General features: G+C 66.9%; 13 protein-coding genes. 9 read left to right on the plus strand and 4 right to left on the minus strand.

Annotated elements, in window-relative coordinates:
- Positions 1-131: 131 nt before the first annotated feature.
- From IE122_RS07285 to IE122_RS07295, 3 genes are all read right to left on the minus strand, one after another.
- A complete protein-coding gene (locus tag IE122_RS07285) occupies positions 132-1217 on the minus strand; it encodes a helix-turn-helix domain-containing protein (protein ID WP_189620453.1) in 1086 nt (361 codons plus the stop codon).
- 467 nt (positions 1218-1684) lie between these two features.
- Positions 1685-2110: a flagellar basal body protein gene (locus tag IE122_RS07290; RefSeq protein ID WP_189620454.1), complete on the minus strand. Its 426-nt coding sequence runs from the start codon at positions 2108-2110 to the stop codon at positions 1685-1687.
- Between the two features lie 26 nt (positions 2111-2136).
- Positions 2137-4863, minus strand: a complete 2727-nt coding sequence (locus tag IE122_RS07295) for an NHL repeat-containing protein (protein WP_229813872.1) — start codon at positions 4861-4863, stop codon at positions 2137-2139.
- Between the two features lie 142 nt (positions 4864-5005).
- Here IE122_RS07295 and IE122_RS07300 point away from each other — a divergent pair, with 142 nt between their 5' ends.
- From IE122_RS07300 to IE122_RS07335, 8 genes are all read left to right on the plus strand, one after another.
- Positions 5006-6034: a flagellar motor switch protein FliG gene (locus tag IE122_RS07300; protein WP_373299119.1), complete on the plus strand. Its 1029-nt coding sequence runs from the start codon at positions 5006-5008 to the stop codon at positions 6032-6034.
- A gap of 8 nt (positions 6035-6042) precedes the next feature.
- Complete coding sequence (locus IE122_RS07305; RefSeq protein WP_189620460.1) at positions 6043-6741, plus strand: FliH/SctL family protein; 699 nt, start codon at positions 6043-6045, stop codon at positions 6739-6741.
- 355 nt (positions 6742-7096) lie between these two features.
- The gene (fliF, locus tag IE122_RS07310; RefSeq protein WP_373299117.1) at positions 7097-8689 is read left to right on the plus strand and encodes a flagellar basal-body MS-ring/collar protein FliF; all 1593 of its coding nucleotides are present in this window, start codon (positions 7097-7099) and stop codon (positions 8687-8689) included.
- Between the two features lie 10 nt (positions 8690-8699).
- Entirely contained in the window at positions 8700-9056 is a 357-nt protein-coding gene (gene fliN / locus IE122_RS07315; protein ID WP_189620461.1) for a flagellar motor switch protein FliN, read from the plus strand.
- Positions 9056-9481, plus strand: coding sequence for a helix-turn-helix domain-containing protein (locus IE122_RS07320; protein ID WP_189620463.1), 426 nt, complete (start codon positions 9056-9058; stop codon positions 9479-9481). Before fliN ends, IE122_RS07320 begins: the two co-directional genes overlap by 1 nt.
- A 62-nt stretch (positions 9482-9543) precedes the next feature.
- The gene (gene flhA / locus IE122_RS07325) at positions 9544-11631 is read left to right on the plus strand and encodes a flagellar biosynthesis protein FlhA (protein ID WP_189620549.1); all 2088 of its coding nucleotides are present in this window, start codon (positions 9544-9546) and stop codon (positions 11629-11631) included.
- Between the two features lie 54 nt (positions 11632-11685).
- A complete protein-coding gene (locus tag IE122_RS07330) occupies positions 11686-12927 on the plus strand; it encodes a flagellar hook-length control protein FliK (RefSeq protein WP_229813874.1) in 1242 nt (413 codons plus the stop codon).
- An 11-nt stretch (positions 12928-12938) separates the two neighbouring features.
- Positions 12939-13634, plus strand: a complete 696-nt coding sequence (locus tag IE122_RS07335; RefSeq protein ID WP_189620465.1) for a flagellar hook assembly protein FlgD — start codon at positions 12939-12941, stop codon at positions 13632-13634.
- A 177-nt stretch (positions 13635-13811) separates the two neighbouring features.
- On the opposite strand, the gene IE122_RS07340 is transcribed toward IE122_RS07335, so the two are convergent.
- Positions 13812-14156, minus strand: a complete 345-nt coding sequence (locus IE122_RS07340; RefSeq protein WP_189620467.1) for a hypothetical protein — start codon at positions 14154-14156, stop codon at positions 13812-13814.
- A 332-nt stretch (positions 14157-14488) separates the two neighbouring features.
- Here IE122_RS07340 and IE122_RS07345 point away from each other — a divergent pair, with 332 nt between their 5' ends.
- Positions 14489-15256, plus strand: a complete 768-nt coding sequence (locus tag IE122_RS07345) for a sulfite exporter TauE/SafE family protein (protein WP_189620468.1) — start codon at positions 14489-14491, stop codon at positions 15254-15256.
- Positions 15257-15336: the final 80 nt, after the last annotated feature.

The following is a 15336-nucleotide window of genomic DNA, read 5'->3' on the forward strand; positions in this document are numbered from 1 at the left end:
CCAACAGTTCCGTTCGTGTCGAGCGCAGTCGAGACACGGAAACCACAGCGCCCACGTGTCTCGACTGCGCTCGACACGAACGGAACCCTTGGTGCTGGTTAAACGCATGAAGCGCTCTGCGGAGGCCTGACCTACTCGAACACCGCCGAAAGCACGGCTGCCACATCGGCCGGGTCGAGCGTGTCGATCGCGAATTCAAGGTCAGGGCTTTCGCTGTAGCCGAGCATCCGCCCCTGCCGGTCAGCAGTGACGGACAGGACGCGCAAGCCGCCCTCCTCGCGGACCACCGCGAGGCCGCCGGTGGCAGGGTAGCGATCGGGGTCTACCACCAGGGTCGCGCGGCCGGGGAGGCCGGCTCCCAGCGTTGGCCGGCCGAGCCGCAGGCCATAGGCGCGCGGCCCGGCGTTGCGCGGTGCTTCGACCACCGCGCCGGTGGGCGTGAAAGCGATCAGGCCATCGGCGAGCGGCGTGCCGAATACCGGCAGCAGTCGCAGCCCTTCCCCCGAAGGTTCCGCCACCGGTTCCGGGGCGGCCGCTTTCGCAGGGGCCACCGTTTCCGCCGAAGCGGGCGGAGCGGGGCGTTCAAGCTCCTGCCTCAGCGCGCCGATCCGGGCGCGCGACTTGGCGAGGCGCAGTTCGGGGTTCGCCACCAGCGGCAGCACGGCGTCCAGTTTGCCTTCGCTGCGCAGCGCTTCGATATGCGCCATCAGCGCAGCGTCGTTGGCGACATCGAACACTCGGCGCAGGGCCGCGCGGACATCCTCGTTCCAGCGATCGAGCGGCTTCAGCGCATTCTCGATCCGTGACAGTACGACCGGGGCGATGCCGTATTCCGATTCAAGCACGGCGATGGTCAGCGCCGGATCGGCCCCGCGCCGCGCCCGCACCGCCGCCGCCAGCAGCACCGCGCGGCGCTCCGCCTCGGGATCGGGGATGACCGCGCCCTGCAGCGTTTCGGCCCACTCGGCGATATCGAAGGCGGGATCATCGACGTCGATCAGCAATCGGGCCGGATCGACCCCGAGAGCACGGCCGATATCGCGCAATTCCCCGGCGCGGGCAAAAATCTCGCCGCGTTCGATCTTCGAGAGGCGAATATAGGTTATGACGGGCAGGCGTTCGGACAGTTCGAGCAGTGACCCGACATTGCGCTGCTTGCGAAACTTGCGAATACAATTCGGGAAGACGAGGGCGCGATGGACATCAATGGCAGTCATCGCCATCTCCATTACTTGCCGTTTGCCGGGTGGCTGACGTAGTTCGGGTGCCTTGTCAGTCATCTGCTGCTCTTGTTTTCCGAATTTCGCGGATGGCCTTTCCACGCTCATATTCGCCGGTCAATGTGCTGCTGGGCGGGACGTGCCGAAATGGGTCTTTTTCCTGTCCGTCCGCGAACGGTCGCACATCCGGTTCGCTGCTAGAGATTCGCATTATATCCTTAAAAAGTGGTTCCAGGTGGCCGATTGCCGCCACTTTTTATCCTGGAATCGACCGGACGAAGGCTGGCCGGGCCGGCCGGAGTGAAAACGATGATCGGCGAGGTCGATACGGCAAAGAGTCAAAACGGATCAGAATTCCGGGACGATATAGGGCGAGCGCGCCGCCCATAGCGATCACCGGGCTATCCTTTAACGCTGGCCGGGGGATTCCGTTCCCGAGTCGCACTGTCCGTGCAAAAGTTGGCTCAGCCCTTGCCGACGGCGGTCTTCATCAGCGCCATCTGCTTGCGATAAAGGTTGGTCATCGCCGCATAGTCCTGCTGGACCTGGCCAAGCTGGAGCAACTGGTCTTCGAGCGTGACGTTGTTGCCGTCCGGCTTGGTCTCGCTGGTGTTGCTGTCGAGCACGATGCGGCCGCCGCCTTGCGGTGCCTTGGCGCCCAGCGCCGTCATCCCGGCCGAGAGCTGCACTTGCGGCCGCGCCACACGCGGGGCCCCGCCGGTGCCGAGCTGGCCTTCGACCAGCGTCGAGAAGTCCGGCGCTTCGACCGTGCGCGCCTTGTATCCGGGGGTTTCCGAATTGGCGACGTTCTCCGCGATCACGCGCTGATGCTCGGCCATCGCCTTCATGGCGCGGCCCATACCGTCGAACAGGGGAGGAAGCGTGGACATGGTTCGTGTTCTCGCTGTGCTGCGGATTACGCGCCGCCCAGGCGCGACAGGGCCGCCTGATAACTGGCAAGCTTGGCCTGCTGGTATGCCGTACCGCCGCCACTCGACAGGGTTCCGTCGACCAGCGCCGCCTTGCCGGTATCCCAGTAGAGCGAGCGATAGGCGGACTTGGTCATAGAAACGGCGGTGGTAATCTTGCTCAGCGCGGCGGCGGCGGTGCGGGCGTCGGTCAGGGTCAGCGCATCGCTCAAGCCCAGGTTGTAGCGGCCGCCCGGCGTGACCTTGGGGGCTTTGGCATCGATCACCTTGGGCGGTACCAGCCGCATGGGATCGAGCCCCAGCTTGGACAGCGCGTCCTTGCCATCGGCCCCGGCACGCAGCCCCAGCGTGTGCCCGGCCTTGACCTCTATCCGCAGGCTGGACGCCCCGTCCGTGAACGGCGTGGTGATCGTCGCATCGGTGCCGGTGATGCGGCGGATCTTCTGCGCCAGCGAGGTCATCGTCTCGCCCTTCTCGATGGTGACCGTGCGCTCGGCCTCGTCATCGACGCTGATCCTGAAGGTATCGCCCACCCTGAGCGAGGTTTCGGCCACCAGATCGCCGTTGGCCTGCTGGTTGAGCAGCCCGCGATGGAGCCCCAGCGCGCCCAGCGCCGTTGCCCCGCCGCTGACTGCGCTGAGCCGCACCGGTTCCACCGTGCTGCTCCTGAGGCCCCATTGCGACACCGTCTGGACCGACCCGTCGGCCGGATCGATGCGGGCCACGAAGCCGTCCACCTTGCCGGTCTTCTGGTCGCCCAGCGTCCCGGTGGTCCGCCCGCTGACGTAAAGCTGGCCGTTGAGGAACGCCACGCTGTCAGCCTGGTCGGTGGTGTCGCTGCCGATGTAGCTGGTGCTGGCGGCGGAAAGATCGCCGTCGATCAGGGTGACGAAAGCATCGAGCCCGCCGCTCGGCGCATTGGCCTGCGCGCCACCGAGCGCGACGCTGGTCGCGCCGACCACCGCGATCCGGCCGGTCTGCGAAACCGCGATGGCCCGTGCGGAGGCGGTGCCCAGCGTGATCGCGCCAAGATCCTGCGTCAGGTCGCCCGCGCCGATCCGCCGCAGGGTGGCCGCGCCGCCTTCGTTGGTCAGCGCCAGCAGATTACCGTCGTTGTCGATGGCGAGCGCCGAGATCGAATCCGAGCCGCCGCTGTCGATGGCGCGGCGTTCGATCATCTTGCCCGCAGCGCTGAGGCGCACGATCACCGCATCGCCGCCGCCGCTCGACGCGCGCCCGGCAACATAGATCTGCCCGTCCTGTCCCACCGCCACGGCGCTGGCGGTTTCGTTGCCGACCTGGCGGATCGCCGTGCTCGACAGTTCCTCGCCCTTGGCGTTGAAGCGGCTGACGAGGAGGTCGGTCTGGTTTTCGTCGCTGGCGTTGAACGCGCCGCTGACCGAGCCAGCCACCACGATCTCGCCATTGGGGGCGATCGTCACCGCCGCCCCGGCGGCGCTCCCCGCCGCGCCCAGGTTGCGCTTCCAGACCACGGTGCCTTCGCTGTCCACCTTGGTCAGGAACAGGTCGTTGGCACCGTCGCCCAGTTGCGCGCCCATGTCGCCATTCGTGGTGCCGACGATGTAGCTGAAGCCTTGCGCGTCGGTAACGATGGCGTTGGCGGCGGTGGGGGCGAACACGGTGTGATCCGCCTTTTGCGCGGCGGTATCGGTGGTGGCCGTCCCCAGCGACTTGGCGGCGGCCGCCGCAGCGGCTTCGGCGCGGGCGGTGGCGGTGGTATCGACCGCGTTGATCTTGCTCAGCCGCTCCCAGGTGAGCGAGTGGGAGAGGTCCTCGATCCGGTAGACGTTGGCCGAAGTCGGGCCGACGGTGCCCGAGATCGTCGTCGTCTCCCCGCTTGCCACCATCAGCGCGTCACCGGCATCGGCCTGGTCGATACTGACCTTTTCGGTGCCGGCCGGCTTGAACACCAGCCCCCACTTGCCGTCGGTCTTCTCCACCGTGAAGCGCGATTTCCATTGGCTGACCGGGTTGCCATTGGCATCGACCACCGGATTGCCGCCTGCATCCACCGCGCCTTTCGCCCCGATCGCGGCGTTCAGCGCGGCGGCAACGGAATCGAGCGTGGGCGGCTGGGTGGACTGGGCCAGGTTGACCTGCACCGTCTCGCTGGTCGCGCCGCGCGTCAGGGTGACCTGGAACACCTCGGTGCCGGCCAGCCCGTCTACCGCCGCCGCGCGGGTCTTGGTCACGCCGGTGCCCGCCACCGGTGACGTGGCATAGCGCGATTCGATCCCCAGCGTGCGGGCGGTGCTGGTGACCGCCCCGAAGCCAAGCTGGAGCAGGTCGGTATCGGCGGTGCCGAGGTATCCCTGCAGATCAGCCAGGCCCTTGGCGAAAGTCTTCTGGAGCGCGGCGCGGCTGGTGTCGGACAGCGTCTTCGACGTTGCCGCTTCGGCGAGGACGCGCAGGTTCTCCAGCGCCTTGTAGGTGGTGAAGGCGGTCTGGATATCAGGCAGGTCTTTGAACGAGCTGTCCTTGGTGGTGTCGATGATCGTCGCCAGCCGCTTGATCGCGGCGACTTGCGCGCTGGTGGCACCGCTTTCCGAAGCGCCGCTTGCCCAGGGCGCGGTGGTGGTCGGCGTGGTGAACGCCTTGCGCGCCGCCACCACCGCCGGGCTGTCCGTCGCGGAGGCGTTGGCCAGATAGGATGAGTAGGAGCCGGTGCCGCCAAGAACCGAGATTCCGATCAACCCGTTATTCAGATTTATCGTCAATTATCCCTCTTGGACCGGTTGCGTCGATACCCATCCTATAAATAGAGGGATCTCTTCGGGATCGGTAACAACGGTTGGTTAAAATTCGCTCTCGGAACCAGGGAATCGCGCAGTGAACATGATGGCCTCGGTGGGTGAGCCACCCGAGCTCAAGCGGTACTCCGGCATCCAGCGCGCGGCGGCGCTGCTGCTGGCGCTCGGGCAGGAGCATGGCATCCCGATCTGGCAACAGCTCAAGGACGACGAGATCAAGGAACTGTCGGCCAGCATCTCCTCGCTTGGCCGGGTGCCGGCGGTCGTGGTGGAGTATCTGCTCAGCCAGTTTTCGGTCGAAGTGTCCGGCGTCGCCACGCTGCACGGCTCTTACGAGACGACCGAGCGGCTGCTCGAAGGGGTCCTGGCCCCCGAGCGGGTCAAGGACATCATGGAGGACATCCGTGGCCCCTCCGGACGGACGATGTGGGACAAGTTGTCCAACGTCAGCGAGGGCGTGCTGGCGGGTTACCTCAAGACCGAGCACCCGCAGACCGTCGCCGTCATCCTGCAAAAGCTCAAGCCCGATCATTCGGCGCGGGTGCTGGCGGCGCTGCCGCGCGATTTCGGCACCGAAGTGGTGATGCGCATGCTCAACACCGAGACGGTCCAGAAGGACGTCATCATCCAGGTCGAGCAGACGCTGCGGTCGGAATTCATGACCAACCTGTCGCGCAGCGCCAAGCGCGATCCGCACGAAGCGATGGCGGAACTGTTCAACGCGCTGGACCGGGCGACCGAGGAAGAGATGCTGAGCGCGCTCGACGAACGCGCGCCCGACGCGGCCGAGCGTATCCGCAGCCTGATGTTCACGTTCGAGGATCTGGGCAACCTGCTGCCCAGCGCCATCCAGCTTATCGTGCGCAACTGCAACAAGCGCGAACTGGCGCTGGCGCTCAAGGGTGCGCCCGAAGTTATGCGCCGGGTGTTCTTCGGTGCCATGACCGAGCGCGCGGCCAAGCTGCTGCGCGACGATATGGCTTCGATGGGTCCGGTGCGCGCACGCGAATGCGAGGCGGCGCAGGCGAACCTCGTCGCGCTGGCCAAGGACCTGGGTGATCGCGGCGAGATCGTGCTGAACGATCCCAAGAGCGATGATGCGATGATCTACTGAGGTGACAGGTGCATAGCCGATCAACCATCCAGCCCTTTGGTTTCGAGCGGGTGTTCTTCCACCCTACCGAAGCGCCCGTCTATTCGCCCGCTGCGGACGAGGACAAGCAGCCCGAGGCGACGGCGGAAGAATTGCGCGAACAGGTCGAGGACCTGGAGGCGCGCATCGCCCGGATGCAGACCGATCACTTCGCCGAACTTGCCCGGGTGCGGGCCGAGGGGTTCGAGGCCGGCCTGACGCAGGCGCGGTCCGAGCGGGGCGAGGCGCTGCTGGCGGCAACCGATGCACTGCACGCCGCGCTTGATGCGATCGGCGAGCATTTCGACGCGGTGGCGCGCACGATGGTGAGCGAGGCGGGGGCGGTCGCCCTCCAGGCGGCGGAAATGCTGGCCGGCCACGCGATCGACATGGCCCCGGCGCGCGCGATCGACGAGGCGCTCGACCGGGTACTCGAACAGGTCGCGCGCGGCACCCCGCTGGTGGTCCGCGCCCACCCCGACATGCACAACGACCTCGCCGCGCTGATCGAGGCGCACGAGGCCAAGGCCGGCCGGCCGCTGGCGATCAGCGTGATCGAGGATGCCACGGTGCCGATCGCCGACGCCCGCATCGAATGGTACGCCGGCGGCCTCAACGTCGATGCCCAGGCCCGCCGCACGGCGGTCATGACCGAACTGGCTGGCGTTTTGGGCCGGGCTGGGGGGTAGGCGGCCGTGCGGAATTTTAGGGGTTTATAGCGGGGTATAGCCTCTGGTGGCTATAAATGCCCGCTGATGGACAACCCAGAGACTATCCCAATCGCGTTCGCATCGAGCGACGTCGAGATGCCTCGACTTGGGCTATCCGCGTCTCGACTACGCTCGACGTGAACGGAGGTTCGGATCAGCGGTATTTTATGCGGCTGGGATAACCCAGTCACCCCACCGCTATGAAACCCCTTTCAACGAACCACCTGCCCCGCCGACAGATTTTTCGTCGCCCGGCAATTCTTGCCCAGCGGTCATCCTATAATGATGCGGGGCGCACGACAGGGGCGGCGCCGGGGACCTCGGAAGGCCGGACTTGGAAGCGTTGCGCAATTTCATCGGGCAGATCGGCGTGCGCCGCGCGGCTCTTATGGGCGGCGTGTCGCTGGCGCTGCTGGCGGGCCTCGCGTGGATGGCGATGCACACGCCGCAAAGCGCGATGGGCTATCTCTACACCGATCTCGATCCCTCGGCCGCCGCGACCATTACCGACAAGCTCAAGGGGCAGGGCGTCCCGTTCCAGCTTTCCGCCGACGGCACGGCGATCATGGCCCCGGTCGACAAGCTGCCCGAACTGCGCATGGCGATGGCGTCGGAACAGCTTGGCGGCAAGATCGGCTATGAAGTGCTGGACGAGGAGGAGCCGTTCGGCATCTCCTCGTCGCGCGCGAAGCTGAACGAGACGCGGGCGCTCGAAGGCGAACTGACCCGCTCGATCGAAAGCCTCGATCGCGTCAGCAAGGCGCGGGTCCATGTAGTGATGCCCGATCGCGCCATGTTCGAGACCGAGCCGCGCAAGGCCACCGCATCGGTGACGGTCAAGACCAACGGCCGCCTCCCCGGCGAAGCGGTGCAGGCGATCCGCTATCTGGTATCGTCGGCCGTTCCCGATCTGGCCCCGGAAGCGGTGTCGGTGGTGGACCAGACCGGAGCATTGCTGGCGCGCGCGGGTGAAGGCGGCGATGGTGCGACCAGTGATCTCGAAGACCGGCAGGCCGCCGTCGAAGCGCGGCTGCGCGATCAGATCGAAACGCTGGTCGAGCCGATCGTCGGCCACGGCAAGGTCCGCGCCGAAGTGTCCGCCGAACTGGAACGCGATCAGGTGCGCGAGCAATCGGAAACCTTCGATCCTGACAAGCAGGTGATCCAGCATCAGGTCTCGGTCGAATCCGGCAGCCAGAGCAACGAGAACGCGCCCGGCGCGCAAGGTGCCACGGTTGCCGCGCAGCTTCCCGAGAACACCGCCGCGCCGGCCGCCGGCGGTGCCGCCGGCGACAGCCGCAACGCCGCGCAGAACGAAACGTCGGAAGACGTCACGTACCAGAACAGCCGTCTCGAAAAGGTGGCGGTACGCGCGCCGGGACAGGTCAAGCGGCTGACTGTGGCGGTCATGATCGACGGCGGCGAGAAGGGCCTGCCGCAACCGCAGATCGAGCGGCTCCAGCGGGTGGTAGAGAATGCCGTCGGCTTCAACGGCGATCGCGGCGACAGCGTGGTGGTGGAGAACATGCCGTTCGCTGCCGAGGACGTTGACGGCATCAACGGTGGCCTGCCGTTCGGCCTTACCGTCGATCGAATTCTCGATGTCCTCAAGATCCTGCTGGTGGGCGGCATCGTCCTGTTCGCCATCCGCATGCTGCGCCGCCAGGGCGGCCCGGCGCTCCTGCCTTCGCCTGACCACGGCGGCGATGGCGAGGACCGCCGCCAGCCGCGCGGCGACGTGTCGATGGCGCACCTCGAACCCATGGACCAGGGCGGCGGGATGGGCGTGCCGCTGCTCGATCAGGAAGTATCGCTGGCCCATGTCGATGGCCGGGTGAAGCTTTCCGCGATCAAGCGCATCGGCGAGACGATCGCCACCAACCCGGCCGATTCCGCATCGGTGATCCGCCAGTGGATGAACACGTGAAAGGTATCCGATGAGCGACGAGCTCGAACCCCGGCAACTCGCCCCCGCGCACCTGCCGGATGAGCCGGAAGGCGCGATCCCGAGTGAAACCGCGCTGCCGCCGCGTCCGCTGACGCCGCCGGTGCCGGATGACCTGCAGGCGGTGTTCGATGTGCCGGTGAAGGTGCAGGCCGTACTCGGCCGCTCGCGCATGGATATAGGCGATCTGCTGCGGCTGAAGCCCGGCATGGTGGTGGAACTGGACCGCCGGGTGGGTGAGCCTGTCGATATCTTCGTCAACAATCGCCTCATCGCGCGCGGTGAAGTGGTGCTGATCGATGCGACGCTGGGCATCACCCTCACCGAAATCGTCCGCAAGGAAGGCTGATGCGGTTGCACGATTCCGAAGCTGTGCGCCTGATGCTGGTGGGCGAACTGGGCGAGGCGATGTCGCTTGAGGCATGGCCGGGCGCGGCAGCCAGCGATGCCGACGTGGTCATGGTGGATGTCGGGCTTAGCCTCAGGGAAGCGCTGGCCCGGCTGCGCGTCGGCCGCGCCGAAGGGCGCTCGCTGACGGCGGCGGTGGCCAGGCTGGTGGGCCAGAACATCGCCGATGTGGAGCGTGAGCTGATCCTGCAGACGCTGCGCCACTGCGGCGGCAACCGCAGCGCGGCGGCGGTGATGCTGGGCATTTCGGTGCGGACCATGCGCAACAAGCTGCGCGCGTTCCAGGCCGAAGGGATGGCGGTGCCGCCGGCGGTGATGGGGGTCAGCGCCGGCGCTGTGCGCGCCGAACTGGCGGCGGGTCTTTGAGCCCCCGGCCGATCGCCCCGCGCTGACCCATGGCCACAGCCCCTTCGCCTTCACCCTCGCTGATGCCGGTCCGGCTCGGCCAGTTCGTCGCCCGGCTGGGGCCGGGCCGCGATCTGGCGCTGGCGCTGGGCGTCGGCGCGATCATCGCCATGTTGATCCTGCCGATGCCGGCATGGATGCTGGACATGGGGCTGGCGCTGTCGATCACCGCTTCGGTGCTGATCCTGATGACGGCGCTGTTCATTGAAAAGCCGCTGCAGCTTTCGAGCTTCCCGACGATCCTGCTCATCACCACGATGCTGCGGCTTGGCCTCAACCTTGCCTCTACCCGGCTGATCCTGGGCCACGGGCACGAAGGGCACACGGCGGCGGGCGGGGTGATCGCCGCTTTCGGCGAATTCCTGATGGGCGGCGAGACCGTCATCGGCCTCACCATCTTCGCGATCCTGATCGTCATCAACTTCGTGGTCATAACCAAGGGGGCCGGCCGCATCGCCGAAGTGGCCGCGCGCTTCAGCCTCGATGCGATGCCGGGCAAGCAGATGGCGATCGACGCCGATCTCAACGCCGGCACGATCAGCGAGGATCAGGCCCGCGAACGCCGCGCCGAGATCGAAGCCGAAAGCGGCTTTTACGGCGCGATGGACGGTGCATCGAAGTTCGTGAAGGGCGATGCCGTCGCGGCGCTGCTGATCACCGCGATCAACATTGTCGTCGGGCTGATCGTCGGCGTCGCCATCCACGGCGTGCCGTTCGGGCAGGCGTTCACCACCTACACCATCCTCACCGTCGGCGATGGTCTCGTCAGCCAGATCCCGGCGCTGATCGTGTCGACGGCAGCGGGCCTTCTGGTGTCGAAGGGCGGCGTCGTCGGCAAGACCGGGGCCGCGCTGGGGGATCAGTTGGGCCGTTATCCCAAGGCGTTCGGCATCGCGGGCGGGCTGATGGGCCTGCTGGCGCTGATGCCGGGGCTGCCCTTCCTTCCCTTCGCGATCCTGGGCGGGGCCTGCGGCTGGCTGGCCTGGACCATGACCAGGCGCGCCGAGGGCGTTGCCGTGGCCGAGCGGATGGAGGAAGCGGCCGAGCGCGCCCGCCAGAGCGCGCTGCCGGTGGAGGAGCCGATCGCCCGCACCCTGGCGATCGACGCGCTGCGGATCGAGCTGGGTTACGGCCTGCTGCCGCTGATCAACGATGCCAGCGCCGAACCGCGTCTGGACGATCAGGTCCGCGCGCTGCGTCGCCAGATGGCGATCGACTATGGCTTCGTGCTTCCCGCCGTGCGCATCATCGACAACATGGCGCTGCAGGCGAACGAGTATGTCGTCTACGTCAAGGAGACCGAGACGGCGCGGGGCGAACTGCGCATCGGCAAGCTGCTGGTCATCAACGCCGGCGGCGGCGAGACGGGGCTGAGCGGAGAGACCACGCAGGAACCGGTGTTCAAGCTGCCGGCGCAGTGGATCGATCGCGAACTGCGGCAGGAAGCGGGCTTCCGTGGGTTGACCGTGGTCGATTGTGGCACCGTCGTCACCACGCATCTGACCGAAATCGTCAAGGACAACATCGCCGATCTGCTGTCCTATTCGGAAACCCAGAAGTTGCTGGACGAGGTCCACAAGGACGCCGCCAAGCTGATCGCCGATATCGTGCCCTCGCGCATTTCGATATCGGGCGTGCAGCGCGTCCTCCAGAACCTGCTGGCCGAGGGCGTCTCGATCCGCGATCTCCCGACCATCCTCGAAGGTGTGGCCGAGGCCAGCGCGGTCACCGTCAATCTGACGCAAGTGACAGAGCATGTCCGGGCCCGGCTGGCGCGCCAGATATCGGCGCAGCATACGCTCGACGGGACGATCCCGATCGTCGCGCTCGGCCCTGTGTGGGACGAAGCCTTCTCCGAAGCGATCATCGGCCAGGGCGATGACCGGCATCTGGCGATGGCCCCGTCGGAACTGCAGGCGTTCATCGCGGCGGTGCGCCAGACTTACGACCGGCTGGCCGCGCAAGGCGAAATTCCGTGCCTGATGACCAGCCAGAGCCTGCGGCCCTTCGTGCGCTCTATCATCGAGCGGGTGCGCCCGGCGACAGTGGTGCTCTCGCAAAACGAAATCCACCCCCGCGCCCGCCTGCGCAGCCTTGGCGCGATCGGGTGAGAAGATAAGCCGCCGGCGATGACCGGCGGCGGTGCGATCGTCCTATGATGGATGATGCCCGTCCGCGCGCTGCCCCCTTTGCCGACCCAGCCCCTCGCGAGCGGTGCCCCTGCGCCGTCCGCCGGGGCAGAGCCGGGCGCGTTCCAGGCCGCGCTGGCGAACAGCGGCGGCGGCGGTGAGCCTGCTCCCCCGGTCCCGGCAGGAACGGATCGGCGCGATCCCGCGATGGCCGGCGTCGATACCACGGCCGCTCCCGGAATCGCCGAGCTGTGCCTGCCGGCGAACGAACCGATCGCCGTGCCAGCGTCGGTGGTGACCGAACCGGAGCCGGTAGCCGGGCAGGCCGGCGAAACGCAAGACACCCCTCCGGTCGCCAATCCCGCACCGCCGCCTGCTGCAGCGCGGCCGCCCGTAGCCGCCCCGGTGCAGACGGGTCCGGTCGTTACCGCCGTCTTAGCGGAGGCGGCACCATTGGTTACCCAAACGCCCGCTGCGCCAGTCGCGTCGTCGCAGAAGCGCAAGGGTGCTGCCGTCGACGCGTCCGTTACGGAAGCCTCGGCCCCGGCGGATCGCCCGGTCGCTGGCCCACCGGCATCCGCGCCGGTGGCTGTGGCCGCCGCTCCCGCTCCGCCCGTTGCGGGCAAGGCCACGCCGTCGCCTCTTGAAGAGCGCGCCGCGCCGATGGAGGCGCGGAGTACCGGGCATGCGACCGGCCATGCCGCAGCCGAACCCGCTGCGCCCGCCCCGCCCACGGAAGCGCGGGTGTCCGCCCCGCTGTTCAGCCAGACGCTGGAAGCCGCCGTGCCGCGTGCTCCCGCGCAGCCTTATGACGCCTCGCCCGCCGCTACCGCCACCGTCACGGTGCGCGAAGGGCGGTTCGGTGCCGACGTCGGCGTGGCGATCGCCCGCGCACGGGAAAGCGCGGCGGAAGGCGGCGGCGATGCGCTGCTGATCCGGCTCGATCCGCGCCACCTGGGCCGCATCGACGTGCGCATGACCTTCGACGATGATGGCACGATGCGCGCGGTGATGCGCGCTGACAGTCCGGCCGCGCTCGACCTGCTGCGCCGCGAAAGCATCCATCTCGATCGCGCGCTGGCCGATGCCGGCATCCGCGCCGATGCCCAGTCGCTGCGCTTCGAGAGCGGCGGCGGCGGCTCGGGTCACCATGAAAGCGCCCGCCATCGCGGCTTTACCCCTTCCGGCCCGACGGCGGAGTTCCAGCCGGTAGCCGACGGCGCGCAACCTGATCTCCGGTCGCTGCGCGGCAGCGGTCACCTAGACGTTCTGGCATAAGGCACACGATCATGACGACGGTCAGCAACACCGGCACCACTGGCACGAGCACCAGCACCGCCTCGGCGGCGAACAACCTGCTCAGCGATTACAACCTGTTCCTCAAGCTGCTGACCACGCAGATGACGAACCAGGACCCGCTCGATCCGATGAAGACCTCGGAATACACCCAGCAACTGGTCCAGTATTCGCAGGTGGAACAGTCGATCCAGCAGACCGGCAAGCTCAACGATATCCTCAGCCAGCTCTCGTCGCAGGCGCTGGCCCAGGCGTCGAGCTACATCGGGCGCGAGGCGCGGTTTGACAGCGCCGTGGCCGGGCTTGGCGATGCGCCGGCGCACTGGACTTACTCGGTCGCCGGCACACCCGCCCGCCTGACGGGGACGATCAAGGATGCCAACGGCGCCACTGTCGCCACCGTGGCGCTGGACCCCGGCAAGCCGCAAAGCTCGTATCAGTGGGACGGCACCAAGGACGATGGCACCAAGGCTGCCGCCGGGGCCTATACCCTATCGGTCAACGCGCTGGCGGCGGACGGTTCCAGCCTTGCCACCACGATCAACTCGGTCGGCGTGGTGGATGATGTGGTGGCGGACAGCAGCGGCATCCTGCTGGGCGTCAACGGCATCCGGATGGCGGCAAGCGGTCTTGTCGGGCTGACCGCGGCGATCCCTGCGGCCGTGTTGGCGACCGAAACGACGAGCTGAGCCTGAGAGGTCCCGAACCTAGGCTGCAAGCGTTCAATCAGCACCGCAAGTTCCGTTCGTGTCGAGCGAAGTCGAGATACGCTGGCGCTGTGCTATCCCTGTCTCGACTGCGCTCGATACGACGGAACGTGTGATGCCGATTCAGGGCTTGATGCTCTAACGAAGTGGAATAGAGGGTTACCCCTCGTCGAGCGCGTCATCCAGTTCGCGGGCTCCGGGGACCGGAAGTTCGGCGAGCCCGCCCGGCTGGAGCGTGGTATCGAGCCGGGTACATCCGGGGATGCGTTCAGGCAGGGCAAGGATCATCAGGCAGTCCGCGATCGAGGGGTCCTCGATCGGGCCGATCATGTCCTCGACCTCTTGCTGGTCGAGATCGGTCTGGCTCAGACAGCGCAGCGCGGCGGCTTGCCACAGTTGCGCGGGCGCATCGACCCGCAGCCTGAGCGAAAACCAGTATTCCTGCGAAGCCCCCGTGGCCCGGGCCGTTGCCTGCCCAAGGCCCCAACTTGAATCATCCACCATCCGCGCTCTCAAAGTACTCCGGACTGAACCGTTTCAGCCCGCTGCCCCTGACCTGAGAAGTAAGGTCGCCCCCGCCTGTCGATAGTGAACAGTGTATTCACCAAACAACCTGCAATCGCTTTCCTATACTAGGCAAGCGGTCAGGAAAGGTCGGCGGGCGCAATAACCCGTTGATAAATCCACAGCGGGGCGCGAAATGGCCGAGCCGGCTTTCGCAATCATGCCGTGAGGGGGGCGGCGAAGGAAAACGATTGCGGCTGAAAAATTCTACTAGAAAAGTAGACTATTGGCGGTCTAGTGCTCCGGTTGATAACCCACAGGGGATTCGATCCATGGATTTCGGCAGTATCGACCTGGCCTTCCTGCTTCCGTTCATCGCGGTCGGCTTTGCCGCGCAGCTTGTGGATGGGGCGCTGGGCATGGCCTTCGGCGTCATCACCAATACCCTGCTCGTCGCCGTGATGGGGGTGCCACCGGCTGTCGCGTCGCAGCGCGTGCATGTGGTGGAATGCTTCACCACCGCCACCTCGGGCATCAGCCACCTGCTGCACGGCAATATCGACAAGGCGCTGTTCCTGCGGCTGCTGCTGCCCGGTCTCGCCGGGGGCATCACCGGGGCCTATCTGCTGTCGTCGCTGGATGCGGGCGTGGTGAAGCCGTTCGTCCTGCTCTACCTTTCCGGCATCGGCATCTACCTGTTCGTGCGCGGTCTGTTCTATCCGCCAAAGCTGCGCGAAGCGAAGTTGATCGCGCCGCTCGGCCTGCTGGGCGGGTTCCTCGATGCGGCGGGCGGCGGCGGCTGGGGGCCGGTCGTCACGTCGAACCTGCTGATCCAGGGTGCCGATCCGCGCAAGGTCGTGGGCACGGTCAACTCGGTTGAATTCTTCCTGACGCTGGCGGTGTCGGCCACGTTCATCTTCAAGATCGGCATCGCCGACGTGGCGGGGGCCACCGCCGGGCTGCTGATCGGCGGCGTCGCCGCCGCGCCGATCGGGGCTTGGGTTGCCAAGCGCATCCCGGTCAAACCGATGCTGATCCTGGTCGGCGTGGTGCTGACCCTGACGAGCGCCTTCGGTGTCTACAAAGCCTGGCTGGGATAAAACCGCTGGGTTGGGCAGAATATCCAGCCTTTAATCAGCACCACAAGTTCCGTTCGTGTCGAGCGAAGTCGAGACACGCT

Origin of the sequence: Novosphingobium colocasiae, assembly GCF_014652555.1 — a bacterium.
Classification (GTDB): domain Bacteria; phylum Pseudomonadota; class Alphaproteobacteria; order Sphingomonadales; family Sphingomonadaceae; genus Novosphingobium; species Novosphingobium colocasiae.

Bases quoted from the DNA above. Each gene is read 5' to 3' on its own strand.
- IE122_RS07300 (WP_373299119.1), top strand. From the start codon at position 5,006: ATGATGGCCTCGGTGGGTGAGCCACCCGAGCTCAAGCGGTACTCCGGC.
- IE122_RS07285 (WP_189620453.1), bottom strand. From the start codon at position 1,217: ATGACTGCCATTGATGTCCATCGCGCCCTCGTCTTCCCGAATTGTATT.
- IE122_RS07290 (WP_189620454.1), bottom strand. From the start codon at position 2,110: ATGTCCACGCTTCCTCCCCTGTTCGACGGTATGGGCCGCGCCATGAAG.
- IE122_RS07345 (WP_189620468.1), top strand. From the start codon at position 14,489: ATGGATTTCGGCAGTATCGACCTGGCCTTCCTGCTTCCGTTCATCGCG.
- IE122_RS07340 (WP_189620467.1), bottom strand. From the start codon at position 14,156: ATGGTGGATGATTCAAGTTGGGGCCTTGGGCAGGCAACGGCCCGGGCC.
- IE122_RS07335 (WP_189620465.1), top strand. From the start codon at position 12,939: ATGACGACGGTCAGCAACACCGGCACCACTGGCACGAGCACCAGCACC.
- IE122_RS07330 (WP_229813874.1), top strand. From the start codon at position 11,686: ATGCCCGTCCGCGCGCTGCCCCCTTTGCCGACCCAGCCCCTCGCGAGC.
- flhA (WP_189620549.1), top strand. From the start codon at position 9,544: ATGCCGGTCCGGCTCGGCCAGTTCGTCGCCCGGCTGGGGCCGGGCCGC.
- IE122_RS07320 (WP_189620463.1), top strand. From the start codon at position 9,056: ATGCGGTTGCACGATTCCGAAGCTGTGCGCCTGATGCTGGTGGGCGAA.
- fliN (WP_189620461.1), top strand. From the start codon at position 8,700: ATGAGCGACGAGCTCGAACCCCGGCAACTCGCCCCCGCGCACCTGCCG.